The organism is Flintibacter muris, from assembly GCF_943192995.1.
GTDB lineage: Bacteria > Bacillota > Clostridia > Oscillospirales > Oscillospiraceae > Lawsonibacter > Lawsonibacter muris.
In genome coordinates this window covers 262,011-281,257 of record NZ_CALPCP010000002.1, presented here as the reverse complement: position 1 = coordinate 281,257, position 19,247 = coordinate 262,011, and the positions used below count along the sequence as shown (strand labels likewise).

Here is a 19,247-nt window from a genome sequence, read left to right as displayed (position 1 = left end):
TTTACTCACAGTGGTCGTACACCACGGCAATTTCCTTTAGAAGTTTCCTCACAGGCAGGCGCTGCGGGCATGCCTGTTCGCATTGGCTACAGCCAATGCAGTCGCTGGCTTTGCCGTACTTCGTGGTATAGTGGAGATAAGTACCGTAGTTATTCCAATCCTTGAGCTTTTTCCGCTCATTCATGCAGGCAAATAACCTGGGAATCAGGATATTTTGGGGGCACCCCTCCATGCAGTACCGGCAGCCGGTGCATGGGATCAGGTCCTGCCGTTTCAGGACATCCCGTACCTGATCGATCGCCTCCAGCTCCCGTTCGGTCAGAGGCTGGAAGTCACTCATAAAGCTGACGTTGTCCTCCACCTGCTCCATATTGCTCATGCCGCTGAGTACCGTTACCACACCTTCAAACGACGCCGCATAGCGGAGGGCATAGCTGGCAGGACTGCCGCCATGGAGGTCTTCCAATATTTTTTTGGCCTCATCCGGCAGGTGGTGGGCCAGGCCGCCGCCCCGCACCGGCTCCATAACCAGGATGGGCTTGCCAAATTTCCGGCAGACCTCATACACCGCACCGCTTTCGATAATCGGATCGTCATAGTCAGCGTAGTTAAGCTGGATCTGGACCACCTCAATTTCAGGGTGTTCCCGAAGTATCCGCTCCAGCACAGCAGGCTTGTCATGGAAGGAGATGCCTATATGACGCACCTTCCCCTCCGCCTTGAGACCCAACACTACATCGAAGGCGTTGCAGTTTACAAACCGCTCATAGAGCCGTTCACTCAGTCCGTGCATCAGGTAGTAGTCGAAATACTCCACCCCGCAGGCCTCCAGCTGTTCCTGAAACAGAGGGCGGATATCCGCCTCTGTTTTGAACAGCGGCGTGGTGAGCTTGTCCGTCAGCAGAAAACTTTCCCGAGGGTAGCGCTTTACCAGCCCCTCACGAATTGCTGTCTCGCTTTTCCCATTCAGGTAGGAATGGGCTGTGTCAAAGTAATTGAATCCCGCTTCCATGAAACGGTCCACCATCCGGTTAAACAGCGCCTGATTCACCGCTCCCCCCAACTCGTCAGTTAATGGGAGACGCAGGCAGCCAAATCCCAATTTTTTCACAGATACACCCCCCTCTAATCTATTGAGGCATATAGCACTGTTTCATAATAAAATGACGCAGCCGATAGCGGTCTTCTGGCACTGATTCATGCAAATAGTCCATGATCGCCAGCATATCCCCTGGCTGATGATATATTATATTTGACATAGATGGCTCAATATCTACAACTAGACGAGCCATGAAAATTTTCTTTGATAAATCGTCTTGTAGATAGTTATAAGATTCTTGTGCGCTTTTGATAAGACCATACATTATCTGCCAACTACTTTCTCTAAATACTTTTAATCTCACCAGCCAGATCTTAACGGTTCAATAGCCAAGATAATATCTGGGTCAGTGTCACAACATCTCCTTGGAATTCCTTTTTGACTGCTGCGAGTTTTTCCGGAACCCGCTCCAAATCGCAGACCACCATGCAGTCCGCCTCGGGCAGCGGGTCGTCTCCTACCCGGTAGACGGTCAGCGACTCATGTACCGCCGCGAAGTTGTCGATCTCCGCACCAAATTCAACAGAGATTTTCTCATGTTTCTTCAGTGCGTCAAAGAGGCGCCTTCCTTCCCGGTTCATGCCGAGAATTGCTGCGGTTTTGTATCCGTGAGTCAAAAAGTATTCCGAAAAATCCGCGCCCTTCTGCTCCAACATCAGCCAGGTGTAGAGCAAGTCCCGCTCCCGGCTGATGGTGCCCAGCTCATTTTTCTGTTTGCGGTACTTGTCCAGCCAGACCTTCTTTACCAGCACGCCTCCAGCGACAGCGCCTGCCAACACTCCGGCTGTTCCCCAAATAATACCCCTGCTCATTGTTTGTTTTCCTTATCCTCGTTCAGCAGTTCCTCCAAATTGACAATCGGCCCCTGGAATTTCCGGTTGCGCAGGTTATCCGTCCAATGCGCCTGATCGTAGGAGTCCAGCATCAGGATAGCATCCGCCATCTCCGGGCGGAGATTTTGCAGCGAAATTGTGGGAATTTCTCCCTCCTCGTCCTTAAACCGAGTCAGCCGGAAAGCAAGCTCCACATCTGTCTTTTGCAGCAGCCGGAGCATTGCCTGGGAAAATTCATCCTCCCCGTAAACGCCGATTCGGCTTCCACACACACGTTTCACAGCTGCTCCAAGGTAATCTTCCGGGGACATCCCCTTGTCATTTTCATAGATTTTCAGCAGAAGCTGGTTATTAATCTGCTCATGGCTCAGGGGGTGCAGCCTGGCCTCACGGATATTGTGGCAGCCCCAGTTGAGCACCTTCGGCTCCTTCCAGCAGTCATCCTCTAATATTCTCAGATAAGCTTTATGATAGGGATGAAGCGGATTAAGAATATTTTTAAACCAGTAGGTATCATGCTTCATCCCATACCAGTTGTAGACCGGTTTCAGTATAATTTGGTCTGCCTCGTAATCCTCTGAGTGGGCAAATGTACGCACATACTCCGGAATTTCCCAGAAATTGGAGTCCTGGACCACCATAGTTACCATCAGCCAGTTAATCTTATTCTCTCTGCGCAGTCTGCTGAGAAATTTCAAATTGTTCAAAGCCTGCTCCAGCTTATCAAATCCGCCGGTGAGATACTGATAGGTCTCCCGCCGCAGGCTGTTTATGGTCACAACAACATTCAGATAGTAGTCCTGCAAATGAGAAAATTTCGCCCAATGCTCCTCGTCAAACAGGATGCCATTAGTTTCAAATGTAATCTGAAAATCCTCCCGCTCCGGACGCAGCCTTTCCAGCAGCTTCACAAAGCTGGGATTTGCCAAAAACTCACCGTACCCATTTAAATCCACATGCTTCGCGCGATTTAGAACAGGCAAAAGCCGCTCCAGCATCACATCCAGCTTCTCACGGTACCCCTCCTCCGGACAGAAAAGGGATGTACGGCAGGTTGTGCAGGCAATATTACAAATCTTATCGTTCGCCACAGTAATAAGTTCCGGCGACTCCGCGGCAACAGCCCGCTCTTTTATTTCCTCCTCGGACAGATCCGGCAGTGTTCCCCGTTCAATAAACTGGCAGGAGGTTTTCCGGCAGAATGCGAAGGAACCGTCCAAAATTGTTTCACGCGCCGCCTTTGCCGCATCACTGTTCCAAATTTCATCCAAATCCTGATCGTTCAGACTCCCCATCACAAAGTGCATCCAGGCGCAGGGCCAAACTTCACCGCTGGGCGGCAAATAAATACTATTAAAAGGTCTCTCACAAAATTTCATAATGTATTCACTCCATTTCAATCAGTGCTTTCAGAATTGTCCAGCCATACTTGGCCGGCTGATGGCTGCCCGCCACCATCTCGGCCAGATATTTCACCCTTGTCCAAGACGGCTCTCTCACCAGTTCCTCCACGAACCGGCAGAACCGGTACTCGCTCCGTTTTCCGAAGTGCTTGTTCCGGGGCAGGTCCATATGCTTCCTGGCCCAGGTTTCCAGCTTGCATGGGTACATAAACATATCGTAGTTTCGGTACGGGTTGCTGTGGTGAATGGAAAACCAGTTGTGTTTTCCGCTTTTGTCTACACGGCGGTAAGCAGACAGAACCTCGTTACTGCAATAAATCGGCCCCTTGGACAGCAGTACCAGCACACTGGTCTTGTCCCCTACATTGCGATGAATATGGCTCAGCGCAGGGTCTGTATCTGTCACACGCCTGTACATCATGGTGCCCGCCTGTCCGGGCACATTCCAGCTTTCGATCAAGTCATCCAAGGTAAAAATCTTTTTGTTCCAGACAAAATGGGGAACCTGTGTGTAGTCCGGCTGTCCGTTTTCATCTACAATCAGACATTTTCCGCAGCAAGCACTGTACTCCGGATGGGATTCCAGAAATCCCCACTGTTTTTGCAGCTTGTACGGGTCCAGCCAGAAATCGTCTCCCTCCAATATTGCGATATACTTCCCCCGCGCCCGCTCCAACAGCTCTGTCCCATTTTGATTTGCCCCTACATTTTCTTCACGCAGGGTAGGAAAAATAACATCTGGGTATCGGGCCGCATACTCCTTGATGATCTCCGGCGTTCGGTCCCGAGACGCGTCGTCTCCAATCAAAACCTCGTACCGGAGACTGGTCTCTTGATCTAAAATGCTGTCTAACGCCTGAGCAATATATGTTTCATGGAAAAAACTCAAAACGATAACACTGATATCTACCTGCTTTTGTAAATCCATCCTGATTACTCCCCATTTATATGGCATAGATGATAGAGTCCAGCCCAATCTGGCGGTAATTTCTGAAAAATAGCTTATAGTCCGGACGCAAGCTCTGAATATACTGGGGAATCGTGACCAAATCCTCCACGCGATGATAGACACAAATCGCTAATTTAGGCTTCCAGCGCTTAATTGTCTTTTCTGCACCCCTCAGCCCTTTCAACTCACATCCCTCTATATCCATTTTAATAAACGTTACTTCTTCGTCGCCTATAGTCTCATCAATTGTTGTCGCCTCAATCCTGCTTCCTTCATCCGCAACCATAGAACCCATCGTACCGCTTTCCGAAAAATGAAGTGTACACACCTTGTCATATACACCTTTCACAATCAGTTGCACATTTTCCAGCCTGGACAAATTTTTCCTCAATTTGTGCGCATTACCCTCATCCGCTTCAAAAGCGTATATTTTTTTGTAGCCGGAAATACCTTTCTCTTTCAACGCATCACAGAATGCCAAAATACTGTCTCCATCATAGGTTCCACAGTCAACAAACACCTCGTCTTCTGACAGCAATATGATCTCATCATCAAAATACTCCGGTTTATGAGAATAAGGCTTGCAGAATACACCTGTATTCCTTTGGTGAATAAATTCATCCAGCGCCTGCTTAGATGCCTTGTCAGAAAGGTCTTCTCGCAATCTAGTCAAAATTGCTTCATTCTCATTCAAAAAACTATCATACATTTGACCATCCCAACCAGCCGCATTTTTGCCAACAAAATCAATTTGGTAACACTTGTTCACATTAGCATGGCTCTCCAACTGCTCTATTTTATTGGCAGGGCAGTCGACAAAGGCAAGAATCACATTATATCGCGCCGTTTTAAGGAGCTCATCCATATCAAAAATAGTCAATCCATCTAAACTTTTATTCTCCGGTAAGAAGCCCCGGTCAACGGCAAAGCCATAGATATTTATATTATTCTTTTTCAGATAGGTGTATATTGCCTCGCCGACCCAACCGGCACCATAAATAACTAATGGATACGGAGAAACTTTAATCTCATGGATTGTTTCTTCAAATATATTCATTTACAGATGCTCCTTTGCATTTTTAGTGGCTTTCACCGGTCCCCATACATTTTCTCATAGTAGTCCAGGTACTTTCCTGAGACGATCTCCTCCCACCAGCTCCGGTGTTCCAGATACCAGCGGACGGTCTGCCGGATGCCCTCGTCAAAGCGGGTCGCCGGCTGCCAGCCCAGCTCCTGCTGGAGCTTCCCAGCGTCAATGGCGTAGCGCAGGTCGTGGCCCTTTCGGTCTGTCACATAGGTAATCAAACTCTCCGGCTTCCCCAGTTCCTGGCAGACACGCTTTATCATAGCAAGATTGTTCATTTCGCAGTTCCCGCCGACGTTGTAGACCTCTCCGGGCTTACCTCTCCGTAAAATCAGGTCGATAGCTCTACAGTGGTCCTCCACGTACAGCCAATCCCGGACATTTTTTCCTGTGCCGTACACCGGCAGGGGCTTATCCTGGAGGGCATTTGCAATCATCAGGGGGATCAGCTTTTCCGGAAACTGCCAGGGCCCGTAGTTGTTGGAGCAGCGGGACACCGTGGCAGGCAGGCCGTAGGTCCGGAAGCAGGCCAGGGTCAGCAGGTCGGCTGAGGCCTTGGAGGCGCTGTAAGGCGAGCTGGGCCGCAGGGGGGACTCCTCAGTAAACCGTAGGCCTGGGCGGTCCAGGGGCAGATCCCCGTAGACCTCGTCGGTGGACACCTGGTGAAAGCGGAGCGTCCCATATTTCCGGCAGACATCCAGCAGGGCCGCCGTCCCCATCACGTTGGTCCGGAGGAAGACCTCCGGGTCCTCGATAGAGCGGTCCACATGGCTCTCCGCCGCGAAGTTCACCACCGTGCCGGGGTGTTCCTCTGCAAACAGCCGGTCCAGCGCCTCCCGGTCACAGAGATCCGTTTTGACAAAGCGAAAATCAGGATGTTCCAGCACCGCTGACAGGGTGGACAGATTCCCGGCGTAGGTTAATTTATCCACACAGAGCACCCGGTCACCGGGGTGGGCTTTCAGCCAGTAAAATATGAAGTTTGCGCCGATAAAACCGGCGCCTCCCGTTACCAAAACCGTCATAAATGTATTTCCTTTCTTGCTTTCCGCTCTTTGGACCGAAAGCAAGGACCTTTTAATAGGAGAATCTGTTCTCCGCCACCCGCAGCAGGTGCTCCCCGTAGGGCGACTTCCCATACAGCGCGGCGGCCTTCCGCAGCTCCCCCTGACCAATCCACTTGGCCTGATAGGCGATCTCCTCCGGCGCGGAGATGACCACCCCTTGCCGGTTCTGCACCGCCTCTACAAACACGGCGGCCTGCATCAAGCTTTCCACCGTGCCGGTGTCCATCCAGGCAAAGCCCCTGCCCAACACCTGGACCCGCAGCCGGTCTTCCTCCAGGTACATCCGGTTCAGATCGGTAATCTCCAGCTCCCTCCGGGCGGAAGGCTTCAGTTTTTTGGCCAACTCCGGTGCCCGGCCGTCGTAAAAATACAGGCCGGTGACGCAGTAGTTGGACTTGGGCCGCTCCGGCTTCTCCTCCAGAGAGAGGATGCGGTAATTCTGGTCAAACTCCACCACACCGAACCGCTCCGGGTCCCGGACGTAGTAGCCGAAAATGGTGGCCTTTCCATTCCGGGCGTTTTCCACCGCCACACGCAGCCCTCTGCGAAACCAGCCGCCATAAAAAATGTTGTCCCCCAGCACCATGGCGCAGGGCTCGCCACCCAAAAATTCCTCCCCAATAAGAAAGGCCTGGGCCAGCCCCTCCGGGTGGGGCTGTTCCGCGTAGGACAGGCGGATGCCGAAATGGCCCCCGTCCCCCAGCAGCTCCCGGAACCTGGGCAGGTCCTCCGGGGTGGAGATCAGCAGAATGTCCCGGATGCCGGCCAGCATCAGGGTGGACAGGGGGTAGTAAATCATAGGTTTGTCGTATACGGGCAGCAGCTGCTTGGACACCACTGCCGTCAGCGGGTAGAGCCGCGTGCCGGAGCCCCCGGCCAGGATGATCCCTTTCATGGCGCCCCTCCCCGCTTTGGACAGTTCAAAATCACATCACAGATGCGGTCCACCGTCTCTCCGGACAGCTCCCCATACATGGGCAGGCACAGCACCTGACGGCTGGCCTCCAGGGCAATGGGGGTAATTCCCGGGTCAAACCGTCCCTGATAGCAGGGGAAGGTGCTGGTCAGGGGGTAGAAGTATTTCCGGGCAGAAATTCCCTGTTCCCCCAGGGCGTCCCGGACCCGGTCCCGGCTCACGCCGAAGACTTCTTCATCAAAAAGGACGGGAAAATAGATATGGTTGGGCTGGACCTCCGGCTGGACAGCTTTCAGTCTCAGACCGGGGACGCCCTCCAGATGTTCCCGGTAGCGCGCCTCCGCCCTGCCCCGCTTTTCGATCTCCTCCTCCACATGCCGCAGGTTGCACAGGCCCATGGCCGCCCGGAACTCGTCCAGCTTGGCGTTTCCGCCCCAAGCCGTCGCCGTCTCCGGGTCGTTGAGGCCGAAATTTTTCAGCCGGGCCAGCCGCTTACCAAAGGCCCCGTCCTGAAAGCAGGAGCCGCCCCCCTCCAGGGTGTGGAACACCTTGGTGGCATGGAAGCTGAAGCAGGATACGTCGCCGTATGCCCCCGCCCCCCGGTCTCTGTACCGGGCGCCGAAGGCATGGGCGGCATCGTACAGCACCTTTAAGCTGTGCTTTCGTGCAATCTCTCCAATAGCCTCCACATCACAGAAATTTCCATAGACATGGACGGGCACAATGGCGCAGGTCCGCTCGGTAATCAGCGGCTCAATCTTCGCCGGGTCCAGGGTCAGGGTAATTGGGTCCACATCACAAAACACCGGTGTCAGGCCGTTTCGTACAATCGCCTGGGTGGTAGAGGCAAAGGTAAAGGGCGTGGTAATCACCTCTCCCTCAAGCTCCAGCGCTTGAAGCGAGAGCTCAAGGGACAGGTGTCCGTTGGTCAAAATATCCATATGAGGGGCGTCCAGATACTCCGTCAGCTTTTCTTGCAGCTGCCGGTGTTTGGCTCCCACGTTGGTCAGCCAGCGGCTGTCCCACAGCTCTTTAATCTCTTCGCAGTACTCCTCAAAGGGGGGCATGGAGGAGCGGGTCACATTGATGGTTTCCATTCTGTCCCCTCCTTTCGTTGTGTTTTCAGGCATTTATAGCGGCCATCAAATTCGCTGCCATATGCAGGGGCGGCCTGCGGCCGCCCGTCTGCAACAGACAGGCCTATTCTTTTCCGCGGGCGGCCACAGGCCGCCCCTACTGCTCTGACATCAACCATTTTAAGGCTTGTTATAAAAGCCAATCCAGCTCCAGCTCCCAGGCCGCCAGCTGAATATCCGGCTTTACCTTCTCACCGTGAAAGTCGCTGCCGCCGGTTATGTGCAGATTGTATTTCTTCGCCAGGCGGAGATAGAAGGCCGTCTGCTCGGTTGTATGCCGGGGATAGTAGCACTCAATGGCGTCCAGGCCGTCCTCCTTGAGCTGGGCGACCAGCTCCTCCAGCGCCCCGTCCTCCAGGCCGACCTGGTAGGGGTGTGCCAGGGACGCCTTGCCGCCGGCGGCCTTGATGGCCTTCAGACAGATTTTCGCCTCCGCCTTGAACCGCTTCACCTTTTGGTGGTAGTCCTCCGTGTCCAGCCAGCGGTCAAAGGCCTCCCGGTTGCTGCTCACATAGCCCCGGCGGACCATGGCCTGCGCGAAGTGGGGCCGGCCAATGATGCTCCCCCCGGCCAACGCCTCTACCTCCTCCAGGGTCAGCTCAAAGCCGTTTTCATGCAGATAGTTCAAAATCCGGAAGCTTCGCGCATCCCGCCCCGCCTTGAATTTTCTGCACAGTTCCGTCAGCTTCGGGGCCTCAGAGGAGACGTTGTAGCCCAGAATGTGCAGGTTTTCATACTCCGCCGCACCGATCTCAATGCCCCGGAGCACCTTGAGTCCCAAGCGCTCCCCGGCCCTGACCGCCTCCTCCACACCGTCCAGAGTGTCGTGGTCCGTGAGGGCCAGCACCTCCAGCCCCCGCTCCTTTGCCTGGCGGACTACCTCCTCCGGGGCGTACTGTCCGTCTGAGGCCGTACTGTGGGTGTGTAAATCAACAATTCGCATTTATGGCTCACTTCTCTTACTTTCTCTGAGAATTGCAACGGTCTGCGTAATCGCTTCCTCCGTCTGAGGTCGCCAGCCCAGCGCCTCCAGCCGGGAGGCATCCAGCACCGCCCGGCTGACCTTGGAATAGCCGGCCCGCTCCAGTTCACTGGGCTCCTTAAAAATCACCTGACAGCCGCCCGCCTGGGCTGCCCGCCTGGCAAAATCACAGATCCGCATCTGATACCGCCTGTCCGCAACGTTGTATCCCCTGCCCCGCTCCCCCTGCGTCAGCACAGCCAGCAGCGCCTGGGCGGCGTCTACCACATAACAGTGGGAGCGCTCCATCAGACCTGCGCTCTTCATCACAATATCCCGGCCCTCCGCTGCGCTCCGAAGAAACTCAGAGACCGCCCGGCTGTCCCCCCGGGCCATGGTCGGTCCAAACAGGTGGCAGGGCCGCACAACCGCCGCATCCGCCCCAAACTGGCTGATATAGCTCTGGCACAGCACCTCCGCCGCCCGCTTCCCCTCGGGATAACAGCTGCGGGGACCGGACAGGTCCAGAGGACCGCAGTAGTCCTCGGTAAAATCGTCCATATTGGCGTTGGGCCGGCCATATGCCTCCCCGGAGGAGACAAACAAAAAGCGTCTCATCCCGTGGGACAGGCCATAGTCCAGCAGATTTTTTGTCCCCTGCACGTTGGCCATCAAAGTCCCTGCCGGGTCTTTTGCCATACGCACCGGGTCCGCGTTGCTGGCGGCGTGGATGATATAGTCCACATCTCCCAGGCCCTGTGTTACAGGCTCTGACACATCCTGCCGGCAGAAGGAGTATGTATCATCCGCCGGGCCGAACCGCTCCTCAAGGGCAGACGCATTTCTCCCCATGGCAATTATTTCGCACTGTCCATAGCTGCGCAGCAGGTCCACCACGCAGCTCCCCAGCATCCCTGCGGCCCCGGCAACCAGAACCCGCCTCCCCTGCAAGGGTGACAGCTCCAGGCCGGACAGCGCGCGGGCAAGGGAGGCGGCATATCGCTGGTTTTCAACAAGTCTCATAGCTTCTCAAGTCCGGGCACCGGCATCTCTGAGCGCCAGCAGCGCCTTAAATATCTTCAGATCATCCGGCGTAGTCAATTTGATGTTGGTCTCCGCACCAATAGAGAAAAATATTTCTTCCCCCAGCTCCACCATCAGGGTGCAGCTGGCAATGGAGTTGGTGATCCCCAGCTCCAGCGCCTTCCGGTGGGCGTCGGCCAGGCGCTTGATGGGGAAAGCCTGAGGTGTCTGGGTTACAGCCAGCTCTTCCCGGAGAACCACCTCCTGGGAGCTCTCCTCCGTTGTGCGTCTGAGCACAACTGTGTTGCAGGGGGTGACCACAATGGCGGAGCCGTGCTTTTTGCACTGCACGATACAGTCTGAGATGATCTCCTGGGACACCATGGGGCGGATCGCGTCGTGGACCAGGATGATATCGTCCCCCGCGTACCGCCGTTCCGCCTCAAAAACGCCGCTGCGGATGGAGGCCTGTCCGTTTTCTCCGCCGGGGGCAATCCATTCCAGCTTGTCGATCCCATACTGCCTAGCATAGGCCCGCAGGATGTCGTACCAGCCGTCCAGGCAGACCACTCCGATTTTGTCGATATCCGGGTGGGACTGGAACGCCTCCAGGGTATAGATAATAACCGGCTTGTCGTTCACATTCAGAAACTGCTTGGGAATCTCCTGCTGCATCCGCTGCCCGCTGCCGCCGGCGATAATCAAGGCAATGTTCATAAGCCGCTCCTTTACAGTCCAAACATGCCCCTGAGCCGGGATACGATCTCCTCTGGGGTCTCCTGGCCGTCGTTCTGGACCACCACGTCGGCGTCCTGGGGCTCATCATAGGGCAGGTCCACCCCCACCACTTCCTTCCGTCCGGAGGAGTACAGCTGCTTCTGGTCCCGGCGATACAGGGTCTCCCGGGTCACCTTGATGTAGATTTCCTTATAGTTTTCAATGTTTTCCCGGTTCCAGCGCTGGATCTCCTGATACATGGCAATGCTGCACACCACCACGTCGATTCCCTGCTCGGCCAGCTCCCGCCACAGGCGGAAGCCCCGCCGGGCCGCGTCCAGACGGGCCTCGGTGGAGTAGCCTGAACGGCCAAAAATGCTTCGGGTCTGGTCGCCGTCGGCCAGAAAGACGTTGGACTTCTGCGCCTTCAGCCGCTGGTAAAACAGCCCGCCGATGGTGGTTTTGCCCGCGCCGGCCAGGCCGGTGAAAAAGTAGACAGTTCCCTTTTCGCTCATATGTATTGATTCCCTTCTCTAGTGGTACAGCGGCTGCTCCAGCAGCTCGGGGCTGGGTTTCAGCAGAGGCATCATGTGCAGGGGCTGGCCGTTTTTGCCCACAAAGCGCAGATCATTCATCAGGACATCCGCCATCTTCCGCCGGCTTTCCCAAACGCGCTGTATATAGTTGTCCACCATCTGTTCGTGTACCTCATCCCGGACTTTCTCGTCCTCAACAAGCACGCCGTCCTGCCAGACCTCTGTTCGGGCCACTGCCAGCCGCCAGGTTTTTCGAATATAGCTGTCTATGGTGTCAAAGCCCTTCAGCAGCTCGTCCACCTGTTCTTTGTCCATCGGCTTTCCGTCATAGTAGTGAAAATCATAGCCATAATACTGGTAGGCGTCCCGGAGGAAAAACTCGATAAAAATGCGCTCTTTGTCATTGACATACTCGTCATAGGTTTTATAGACAGTCACCGGGTCAAACCCTGTGGCCTTACCGGGTACAATCGCCTCTTTGCCGCAGTCTGTGCATTTAGTCATGGTCTGGGTATAGGGTAGGTCCAGGAAGGCGGCCAGGGCGGTGAAGGTCGCTGTGGGATTAAGCTTGCCGTCCTCAAAGCGGACGATTACGCTGTCACGGCAAATGCGGTCCTGCTTGTCCACCATAAAGCTGCGGTTCATCACCCGTTCTGAGACGGCGTCGGTGGCCACTGTTGTCACGCCGTCCTCATTCCTGTGTTCATTTTCATAGGCGGCCATGCCGTCCATAAACTTCACTGTGCCGCCGTGGCTGGTGGTGGGACGGCGCATGGGCAGAAAGGTCTTAATATACTTAAAGCCCAAAAACACCGGCGAGGTCCGTATTGTCTCGTATTCCTCCGAGTACAGCACAGTGCGGCCCTTGGAGTCTGAGCGCATGGAATAAATGATGTTGCTGAAATGGGGCTGGAAAAACAGGGCTGGGACAATGCGGGAGTTGGGGTCTAAAAATCCTGTGTACTCCTTTCGGTACAGGTACATACCGATCAAAATATCCTTATCTGTCCGGGCCCGGTTGTGGTAGAGCTCCTCAATCAGCTTCGGGTCGTTCCAGTAGCTGAGGCGCTGCTGGGCCTCGGCCAGGCTGCCGCTCTCCTCCAGTTCCCTCCGGGTCACTTCAATGGTCTCCTCTATATTCGACATCAGGATGGAGGGCATGGCGATCAGGTTGGGATGGGCGTCGAACACCTCGTTGAACAGGTCACCGCCGTTATGGCTGCTCAGCTGTCCGTGCCAGATCATCCGGGTGACTTCACGAATGGCCAGGGGTCTTACATTCAGCTTGCTGTAGTCAATCCGGAAGCGCTCTTTAAAGTCGATGGGGTATTGCTCGATCTCCTCCTCAAAGAGGAAGACAATTTTTTTCTCCTCCAGCAGGGGCTTTATATTCAGGCAGGCAAGGCAGGCGCAGAACTCCCGCCAGCTGGTGTAGTGCAGGTAAATATGGTTCTCCCGGGCCACGTCCTCACTGCGGCGCACGTTGTCCCGGAGGTATTCCAGTTCATATTGTGAATAAACATCCTTGGCCAGGATGGGATTTTCCAAGTCATTGAAAAAATAGTGCTTAATAACCGGCTCTCTAAAGTCTATATAGTCGCCAAACCGCTCCTCCTCCACGTAAAAGGGGGTATAGCTGTTGTCATCAAAGGGGTAAAAGCGGATGGGAAGGTCCTCAAATTTCAAAAAGTCCTTTCGGAAGATATAGGGGTATTTCCCCAGCAGGGCGCAGTTTTTCCGGTAGCGCGTCTGCATCAGCTTGAGATTCGGGGTGTAAAAGGCCCCGTCCATAATCTGTAACATGTCCTCTTTGCAAAAGCCCGCGTTGTACAGGTCACGAAAAACTGTGTAAGAGATTTTATAGTTCTCCCCGCTGCCAAATTGCAGGATATACAAGGCGGCCTCCAGCTCCGTATCCGGGTCCGCGCCGCCGAGCTCATGCAGGGCCAGAATATAGGCCTGGCACGCCTGTTCCGTCTCATTTAACTGGGCAAGCCGCCGCGCGATTTCTACTGTTCTCATTCCGGAAGTCTCCTTTTTTCACTCAAAAAGGGGGCCGGGCACAGGCCCAGCCCCCTTTTAATTGTGCGTATAGATAATGTTTCAGCCGTTGAGGGATTAGCCCAGCAGCTGGAGCACGCCCTGAGGCACCTGGTTGGCCTGGGCCAGCATGGCCTGGGCGGACTGAACCAGAATGTTGTTCTTGACGTAGCTCATCATTTCCTCGGCAACGTCGGTGTCGCGGATGGTGGACTCGGCGTCCTGGATGTTCTCGGCCATCACGGACAGGTTGTTGGCGGTGTGCTCCAGACGGTTCTGGACAGCGCCCAGATCACCACGGACGGAGGACACGTTGTTGATGGCGGCCTTGATGGTCTTGATAGCATCCTGAGCGCCGGTCTGGGTGCCGATGTCCACAGGATCAATGCCCAGAGCGGAGGTGTGCATATCGCCGATGATAACGCTCATCTGGTTGAAGCTGTCAGCGGTGTCGCCGATCTGGAGGGTCAGACCGCCATCCTTGCTGGCGCTCAGGCCGCCGGTGGCGCTGTACCGCACCATAGCCACGGCGCCGTCGCCGGTGCCGTTCCAGTCGGCATCCGTATCAGCGCCAGCATTCTTCTTGCCCACCATGTCGTTCTTATAGGGGCGGTTCTCGTTCATCTTCTCGGTCAGATACACAGTGCCGGTGCTGTTATCGCTGGTCACCTTGAACCACTTGTTGCCGCTGGCGACAGAAGACAGCACGCGGGCCGCTTCCTTCTCGATATCGGTGTCGCCTTCCTTCATGTGCTTCAGGTCGATCACGTTGTTGCCCTTCACCGTGCTGTCCTTGCCAACCGCGAAGGTGTAGACGTCCTGACCGATGCGGATCTGGGCACCGTCCTTGATCTGGTCAGAAGTGAGAGTAAATTTACCCTGGGCGTACTCGTTGTTCGCCTCCTTATAGGCGGGCTTCTCAACGGTGACAGCCTCAGGCAGACCCTGGTTACCGGCACCAGCTGTGGAACCTGTAAGACCACTTGTGGTGACCTTCATATCAGTGGTAAAGTCAGTCTTGGGAATGGACTTCATCGTCAGTTTGATCTTGTCGCCCTCCAGCTTAACATCAAACTTGGTGGTGCCGATTGTCACAGTGCTCGCAATAGTGCCAGCCTTGATGTCGGCAGCGGTAACGGTTGCGGGCTTGCTCGCGGTAGCGCCGGTAACGGCCACTGAGGCGACGGTCTTGCCGCCCACCTTGATGGTGACGCTGGTGCCGGTGGTCTTGCCCTCAAAGTTGCTCAGGTCAACACTGTACTCACCCTTCTGTCCGGTTTTGGCGGGCTGCTCAGCGTCCTTAACGGCAGTGACAGAAACCAGGTCACCGGCGTCCATGGCGCTGGTGGTGCTACCGGCCTGAGTGCCGTCCAGCAACTGGATGCCGTTGAAGTTGGCGCTGTCGGCGATACGGTTGATTTCCTCTTTCAGAGCGTCAACCTCTTTCTGGAGGTTCTCACGGTCCACCGCGTCCTGATAGGTGCCGTTGGCGGACTGGGTGGCCAGGTAGTCCATGCGGTTGAGCATGTCCTGAATCTCCTGCATGGCGCCCTCAGCGGTCTTCACCAGGGAGATGCCGTCCTTCACGTTCTTCTGAGCGGCTTCCAGACCGGTGATCTGGGCGCGCATCTTCTCGGAAATAGCCAGACCGGCGGCATCGTCACCGGCGCGGTTGATCTTGTAGCCGGAGGACAGCTTCTCCAGGTTGCCGGACAGCTTGCTGGCGTTGTTGTTGTAGTTGCGGTAGGCATTCATAGCCATAATATTGTGTTGAATACGCATGGGATTGACTCCTTTCAAATTTTAGTGTGCCTTATCGCATCCTTGCTTCCGGCACAAATCTGTTTTGCGCCTTCCATGGTTGAGCACGTGGCCACAATGCTCAACATTTTCAGCGCGGTACTATATTCCAACCGGCCTAGGACCGGGTGAAATATCAGGGGGTTAAGGACCTTTTCCGTTGTCCTTAACCTTTTATCGTCCCCAATTCCGGAAAGATAAGGGGGTTTAGAAAATTTTTTTAATTTTTTTGCTGCTCAGCGCCCCTAAAATCCGCCCCCGCTCCGCAAATGTTGTCTGTAAGGGTTCTGGCTGCCAGGGCCGGTTCAAACCGTCCCGGCCTTCTTCACACATTCTTCACAAAAAGTTCCAAGTCTGGTGAAGATTAGCGGAGGCCAGTGTGGTATTCTATGGGCAGATCAAGGAACTGATCTGGTTTTCCTCCTGGGGCGGCAGCCGCTGTCCCCCGGTCCGGCAAGCCGCGGAAAATGCCGGACATATTACCAACCTCCGGCGTAAACCACGCCACCTACTGCCGCCCTGCGGGCGTCCGCCCCGGCGCGGCAGACCAAAGATTCCCGTCTTGCAGACGGTTTATCATATTGTCATATACCTTCCCTTTCTTTTATGCAGCAAGGACGCCTGCCGGTCTCCCGGCGGGCGTCCTTGCGCTATGTGATCATCCCGGCCCACTCCAGGACCAGCTGGTAGTAGTCGCAGTCCAGAATCGTACCCGAGTAGGCCACCCGGTTTTGCACCTCGGCCACCATTCCGGCCACCTCCTCCAGGTCGGGCTCCTCCCCGTCCCAGCGGGTGAACTGGTCCAGAAGGGAATCGTAGTAGCCCTCCCCATTGATAAAGCTGTAGTTGGCGAAGATGACCAGAGGCTGTGTGCTGGACAGGATGTCCGAGCCCATGATAAGCCGGGAATCGTAATCCAGGCCGAACAGGTTGGACAGGGTGGGCATCACGTCCAGGCTGGAGCAGTATTTGTTCACATGGACGGCGGTGCCCTCCATGTCGCCGCTCCAGAGGATAAGGGTGTTTTGGAAAATTTCAAACACCGGGTCTACCTCGTGGCCCAGCAGCTCACTGTATTGCTCGTCGGTCAGACCGTAGGGGTAGTGGTCGGCGGACAGGACGATCACCGTGTCGTCCAGCTTCCCCGCCGCCTCCAGCTGGCTGAGAAGGCTGTTCATGGCCAGCTCCAGTTCCATCTGGCAGGCCAGGTAGCACCGGACCTCCTCGCTGTAGGGAAGGCCGGCCACCGTGTCCCAGTGGCGCCGGGACATGGCGTTGCTGTCCAGGGTGTAGGTCAGATGTCCGCTGACGGTGAGGCAGTAGACCATAAATTTTTCTTCCTCGACAAACATGGGGACAATTTTTTCCATCATCTCCAGGTCGGAGGGAGGCCAGACCTCCTCCAGCTCCAGCCCTTGGCCGATGGCGTAGTAGTCATAGCCCATGTTGGGGTGGGACTTGTCCCGGTCGTAATAATTATAAAGGTAGTCATGAAAGGCGAAGGTGCGATAGCCCTCCTTGCGGAACTGCCTGCCCAGGGCAAAAGGCATGTAGTTCTCTGAGGACAGGGAGTAACTCCACACCCCAGACTTGGGGATGAGGCCGGTGGTAGTGACGTACTCCCCGTCAGAGGTGGACACCCCCCACAGCGGAGTGTAGAAGTTGTCAAAGACAAAGCCCTGGTGGGACAGCTTCCACAGCGTGGGGGTCCGCTCCGGGTCCATGGCCAGGGTGGAAAAGCCCTCCGCCACAATCCAGATGAGATTTTTGCCCTCAAAGTAGCCCGTCCACAGGTTTTCCGGGGTGGGGGCGCGCTGGGAGAACCACAGATGAGCGCTTTTCAGCCCCTCGTCCTCCTCCTGCTCAATCAGGGAGTCAAAGTCGATAGGCAGGGTGTGGTAGCCGGGGATTGCCTCCGGGGAAAAGACGCTGCCGGTGGGGGGAGCGTCGTCCGGCGGGGGGAGGGTGGGCTCCAGATCGGGCGGAGCTTTGTCGGGCTCCGGCTCATCCTCCAGCTCGGTGCTGTCCGGCTTGATGCCGAAGAGTACCCGCCTGACCTCCAGCTGGGTCTGGGTGAACACGCCGAAGTTTTGGACCTCCAGCTCCGGGGAGGCGGTGCGGTAGTAGATGTACCGCAGAGATAGCACCCCGCCGCCGCACAGCAGCACCAGTCCCATGGACACCAACTGAACCGCGGCGGCCATGGCCGCCCAACGGGGACGCAGCCCTCTGGCTGCGTCAGAGCCGTCCGGAATCAGCTTGCCCCGGAATATCCAGGCCAGGATGGAGGGCGCGGCCATCATGGAGATGGGGAACCAGCTGGCAAAAACCTGGCCCACCGCCATGTCGCCAAAGGCCCCGGCCACCATGGCCATCTTGGTCAGGGAATAAATGGTAAGAAAAGTTTTAAACAGATGGTAGTACACCAGCTGAGCGCCAATCCACAAAGAGACCAGCGCGGTAATCAGGGGCAGCAGGGCCCGTCCCCGCCTGGGGGACACGCCGCCGCACAGCAGTCCCAGCAGCAGGGCCACAGGCAGAGTAAATAAAAAGGTGAAGACCGCCCCTGCCGCCGTCAGGGACCGGAAGCAGTAGAGCTTTAAAAACAGCTCCTCATAGTAAATAACCGCCAGCAGGAACAGGGAGGGGGCGGCCAGCCGGCCCCATTTGGCCCAGGGGGTTGTTCCATTGTCCACAGATGTTCACCTCCTGATCGGAAAAGGAAATCAAGCCTGGACTATTGTACTGGATTGGGACAGGGTTGTCAACGGACCCCCGTTTGAATCGCGGGAAAATCAATGTTAGAACATCCGCCTTATCTGTAGGGCGGGACGACTCGGCCCGCCGCTGGTTGGCAGCCTTTGTAAACGGCGCGCCGGGGTCGTCGCGCCCTGCAGCGACAAAATTGCTGACACCAGCTTCGTAGGGGCGGCCTGTGGCCGCCCCTACAGTTCAATCTGCGAACGGAGCGCTTTTCACTTTCACGGTACTATGCATTAGCGTGAAAAAACAACTTGTTGGGCTTCATTCTTTGTATAGATACACCAAAGGTTTTTCTTGAAAAAAATGGGATGATCTGCTATGATTATGGTGCTTCACAATTTATTCATAAAGTCCCCCCAAGGGAAGGGGAGAGAAAGAGAGGAACGCTGTGTCTCAGCTCAGTGAACAGGTCCTGAAGGGGCTGAAAGACGCCTACGCCGCCTATTATGACGTGGAGGATGTGAACGACGGCACGGCCCTGAAGGCCCTGTGCGCCTACCACACCCGGGACAGCCAGTATGTACTGGTGAAAAAGGCGGAGCTGTGGGCGGCGGAGAACCACGAGTACCTCTACCTGTGGGACGCGGGGGAGCTGGACAGAGCCGCCGTGGAGGAGATATTCCAAAGGACCCTGGCCGACGGCGAGCCCCGGGTACGCCCCCACTCCCAGCACATGTATACCTACCTTACCGCCGTGGTGCTGTACGACAGCGCCCAGCCGGACGCTCTGGACCAGCTGAAAAAGCTGAAAAAGCGCCGGGAATTTAAGCTATCGCTCCATGGATGGATGGAGTTTAGAATAGCCGCCGTGGACCTGTCCACCGGCGAAGTGACCGTCAACCGCGCCGGAAGGGCCCTGAAAAAGGACCTGGAGCGGCTGACGGGCCGTATCATCCCTGCAAATCATTAAGGAGAGGAGA

The 19,247-nt window shown here is 55.7% G+C and carries 16 protein-coding genes; 1 reads left to right on the top strand and 15 read right to left on the bottom strand.

Annotated elements, in window-relative coordinates; all coding sequences use genetic code 11:
* Position 1 precedes the first annotated feature (1 nt).
* The 15 genes from NFS22_RS03575 to NFS22_RS03505 all read right to left on the bottom strand — a co-directional run bounded on the left by NFS22_RS03575 (position 2) and on the right by NFS22_RS03505 (position 18,260).
* Positions 2-1,111: an aldo/keto reductase gene (locus NFS22_RS03575; protein WP_251316389.1), complete on the bottom strand. Its 1,110-nt coding sequence runs from the start codon at positions 1,109-1,111 to the stop codon at positions 2-4.
* 302 nt (positions 1,112-1,413) lie between these two features.
* A complete protein-coding gene (locus NFS22_RS03570; protein ID WP_251316388.1) occupies positions 1,414-1,911 on the bottom strand; it encodes a hypothetical protein in 498 nt (165 codons plus the stop codon).
* Positions 1,908-3,311: a radical SAM/SPASM domain-containing protein gene (locus NFS22_RS03565; protein WP_251316387.1), complete on the bottom strand. Its 1,404-nt coding sequence runs from the start codon at positions 3,309-3,311 to the stop codon at positions 1,908-1,910. Before NFS22_RS03565 ends, NFS22_RS03570 begins: the two co-directional genes overlap by 4 nt.
* 7 nt (positions 3,312-3,318) lie before the next feature.
* The gene (locus NFS22_RS03560; RefSeq protein ID WP_251316386.1) at positions 3,319-4,263 is read right to left on the bottom strand and encodes a glycosyltransferase family 2 protein; all 945 of its coding nucleotides are present in this window, start codon (positions 4,261-4,263) and stop codon (positions 3,319-3,321) included.
* A gap of 16 nt (positions 4,264-4,279) precedes the next feature.
* A complete protein-coding gene (locus NFS22_RS03555) occupies positions 4,280-5,341 on the bottom strand; it encodes an FkbM family methyltransferase (RefSeq protein WP_251316385.1) in 1,062 nt (353 codons plus the stop codon).
* A 32-nt stretch (positions 5,342-5,373) separates the two neighbouring features.
* Entirely contained in the window at positions 5,374-6,393 is a 1,020-nt protein-coding gene (gene rfbB / locus NFS22_RS03550) for a dTDP-glucose 4,6-dehydratase (protein ID WP_251316384.1), read from the bottom strand.
* Between the two features lie 52 nt (positions 6,394-6,445).
* Positions 6,446-7,330 (bottom strand): glucose-1-phosphate thymidylyltransferase RfbA, encoded by an 885-nt coding sequence (gene rfbA, locus NFS22_RS03545; protein WP_251316383.1) that lies wholly within the window; start codon positions 7,328-7,330, stop codon positions 6,446-6,448.
* Positions 7,327-8,448, bottom strand: coding sequence for a DegT/DnrJ/EryC1/StrS family aminotransferase (locus tag NFS22_RS03540; RefSeq protein WP_251316382.1), 1,122 nt, complete (start codon positions 8,446-8,448; stop codon positions 7,327-7,329). Before NFS22_RS03540 ends, rfbA begins: the two co-directional genes overlap by 4 nt.
* A gap of 169 nt (positions 8,449-8,617) precedes the next feature.
* Positions 8,618-9,430, bottom strand: coding sequence for a PHP domain-containing protein (locus NFS22_RS03535; protein ID WP_251316381.1), 813 nt, complete (start codon positions 9,428-9,430; stop codon positions 8,618-8,620).
* Entirely contained in the window at positions 9,431-10,471 is a 1,041-nt protein-coding gene (locus NFS22_RS03530; protein WP_251316380.1) for an NAD-dependent epimerase/dehydratase family protein, read from the bottom strand. It abuts the gene before it with no gap.
* A 6-nt stretch (positions 10,472-10,477) separates the two neighbouring features.
* Entirely contained in the window at positions 10,478-11,188 is a 711-nt protein-coding gene (locus NFS22_RS03525; protein WP_251316379.1) for an IspD/TarI family cytidylyltransferase, read from the bottom strand.
* 11 nt (positions 11,189-11,199) lie between these two features.
* A complete protein-coding gene (locus tag NFS22_RS03520; protein WP_251316378.1) occupies positions 11,200-11,703 on the bottom strand; it encodes an adenylyl-sulfate kinase in 504 nt (167 codons plus the stop codon).
* 18 nt (positions 11,704-11,721) lie between these two features.
* Positions 11,722-13,746, bottom strand: coding sequence for a hypothetical protein (locus tag NFS22_RS03515; RefSeq protein ID WP_251316377.1), 2,025 nt, complete (start codon positions 13,744-13,746; stop codon positions 11,722-11,724).
* A gap of 96 nt (positions 13,747-13,842) precedes the next feature.
* Positions 13,843-15,546: a flagellin N-terminal helical domain-containing protein gene (locus NFS22_RS03510; RefSeq protein WP_251316376.1), complete on the bottom strand. Its 1,704-nt coding sequence runs from the start codon at positions 15,544-15,546 to the stop codon at positions 13,843-13,845.
* 668 nt (positions 15,547-16,214) lie between these two features.
* The gene (locus NFS22_RS03505) at positions 16,215-18,260 is read right to left on the bottom strand and encodes an LTA synthase family protein (protein ID WP_251316375.1); all 2,046 of its coding nucleotides are present in this window, start codon (positions 18,258-18,260) and stop codon (positions 16,215-16,217) included.
* A 455-nt stretch (positions 18,261-18,715) separates the two neighbouring features.
* Here NFS22_RS03505 and NFS22_RS03500 point away from each other — a divergent pair, with 455 nt between their 5' ends.
* Positions 18,716-19,237, top strand: a complete 522-nt coding sequence (locus NFS22_RS03500) for a DUF8052 family protein (RefSeq protein ID WP_251316374.1) — start codon at positions 18,716-18,718, stop codon at positions 19,235-19,237.
* Positions 19,238-19,247: the final 10 nt, after the last annotated feature.

What these genes read in the sequence shown, in the direction of transcription:
- NFS22_RS03570 (WP_251316388.1), bottom strand. Translation starts at nt 1,911, where the DNA reads ATGAGCAGGGGTATTATTTGGGGAACAGCCGGAGTGTTGGCAGGCGCT.
- NFS22_RS03565 (WP_251316387.1), bottom strand. Translation starts at nt 3,311, where the DNA reads ATGAAATTTTGTGAGAGACCTTTTAATAGTATTTATTTGCCGCCCAGC.
- NFS22_RS03560 (WP_251316386.1), bottom strand. Translation starts at nt 4,263, where the DNA reads ATGGATTTACAAAAGCAGGTAGATATCAGTGTTATCGTTTTGAGTTTT.
- NFS22_RS03555 (WP_251316385.1), bottom strand. Translation starts at nt 5,341, where the DNA reads ATGAATATATTTGAAGAAACAATCCATGAGATTAAAGTTTCTCCGTAT.
- rfbB (WP_251316384.1), bottom strand. Translation starts at nt 6,393, where the DNA reads ATGACGGTTTTGGTAACGGGAGGCGCCGGTTTTATCGGCGCAAACTTC.
- rfbA (WP_251316383.1), bottom strand. Translation starts at nt 7,330, where the DNA reads ATGAAAGGGATCATCCTGGCCGGGGGCTCCGGCACGCGGCTCTACCCG.
- NFS22_RS03540 (WP_251316382.1), bottom strand. Translation starts at nt 8,448, where the DNA reads ATGGAAACCATCAATGTGACCCGCTCCTCCATGCCCCCCTTTGAGGAG.
- NFS22_RS03535 (WP_251316381.1), bottom strand. Translation starts at nt 9,430, where the DNA reads ATGCGAATTGTTGATTTACACACCCACAGTACGGCCTCAGACGGACAG.
- NFS22_RS03530 (WP_251316380.1), bottom strand. Translation starts at nt 10,471, where the DNA reads ATGAGACTTGTTGAAAACCAGCGATATGCCGCCTCCCTTGCCCGCGCG.
- NFS22_RS03525 (WP_251316379.1), bottom strand. Translation starts at nt 11,188, where the DNA reads ATGAACATTGCCTTGATTATCGCCGGCGGCAGCGGGCAGCGGATGCAG.
- NFS22_RS03520 (WP_251316378.1), bottom strand. Translation starts at nt 11,703, where the DNA reads ATGAGCGAAAAGGGAACTGTCTACTTTTTCACCGGCCTGGCCGGCGCG.
- NFS22_RS03515 (WP_251316377.1), bottom strand. Translation starts at nt 13,746, where the DNA reads ATGAGAACAGTAGAAATCGCGCGGCGGCTTGCCCAGTTAAATGAGACG.
- NFS22_RS03510 (WP_251316376.1), bottom strand. Translation starts at nt 15,546, where the DNA reads ATGCGTATTCAACACAATATTATGGCTATGAATGCCTACCGCAACTAC.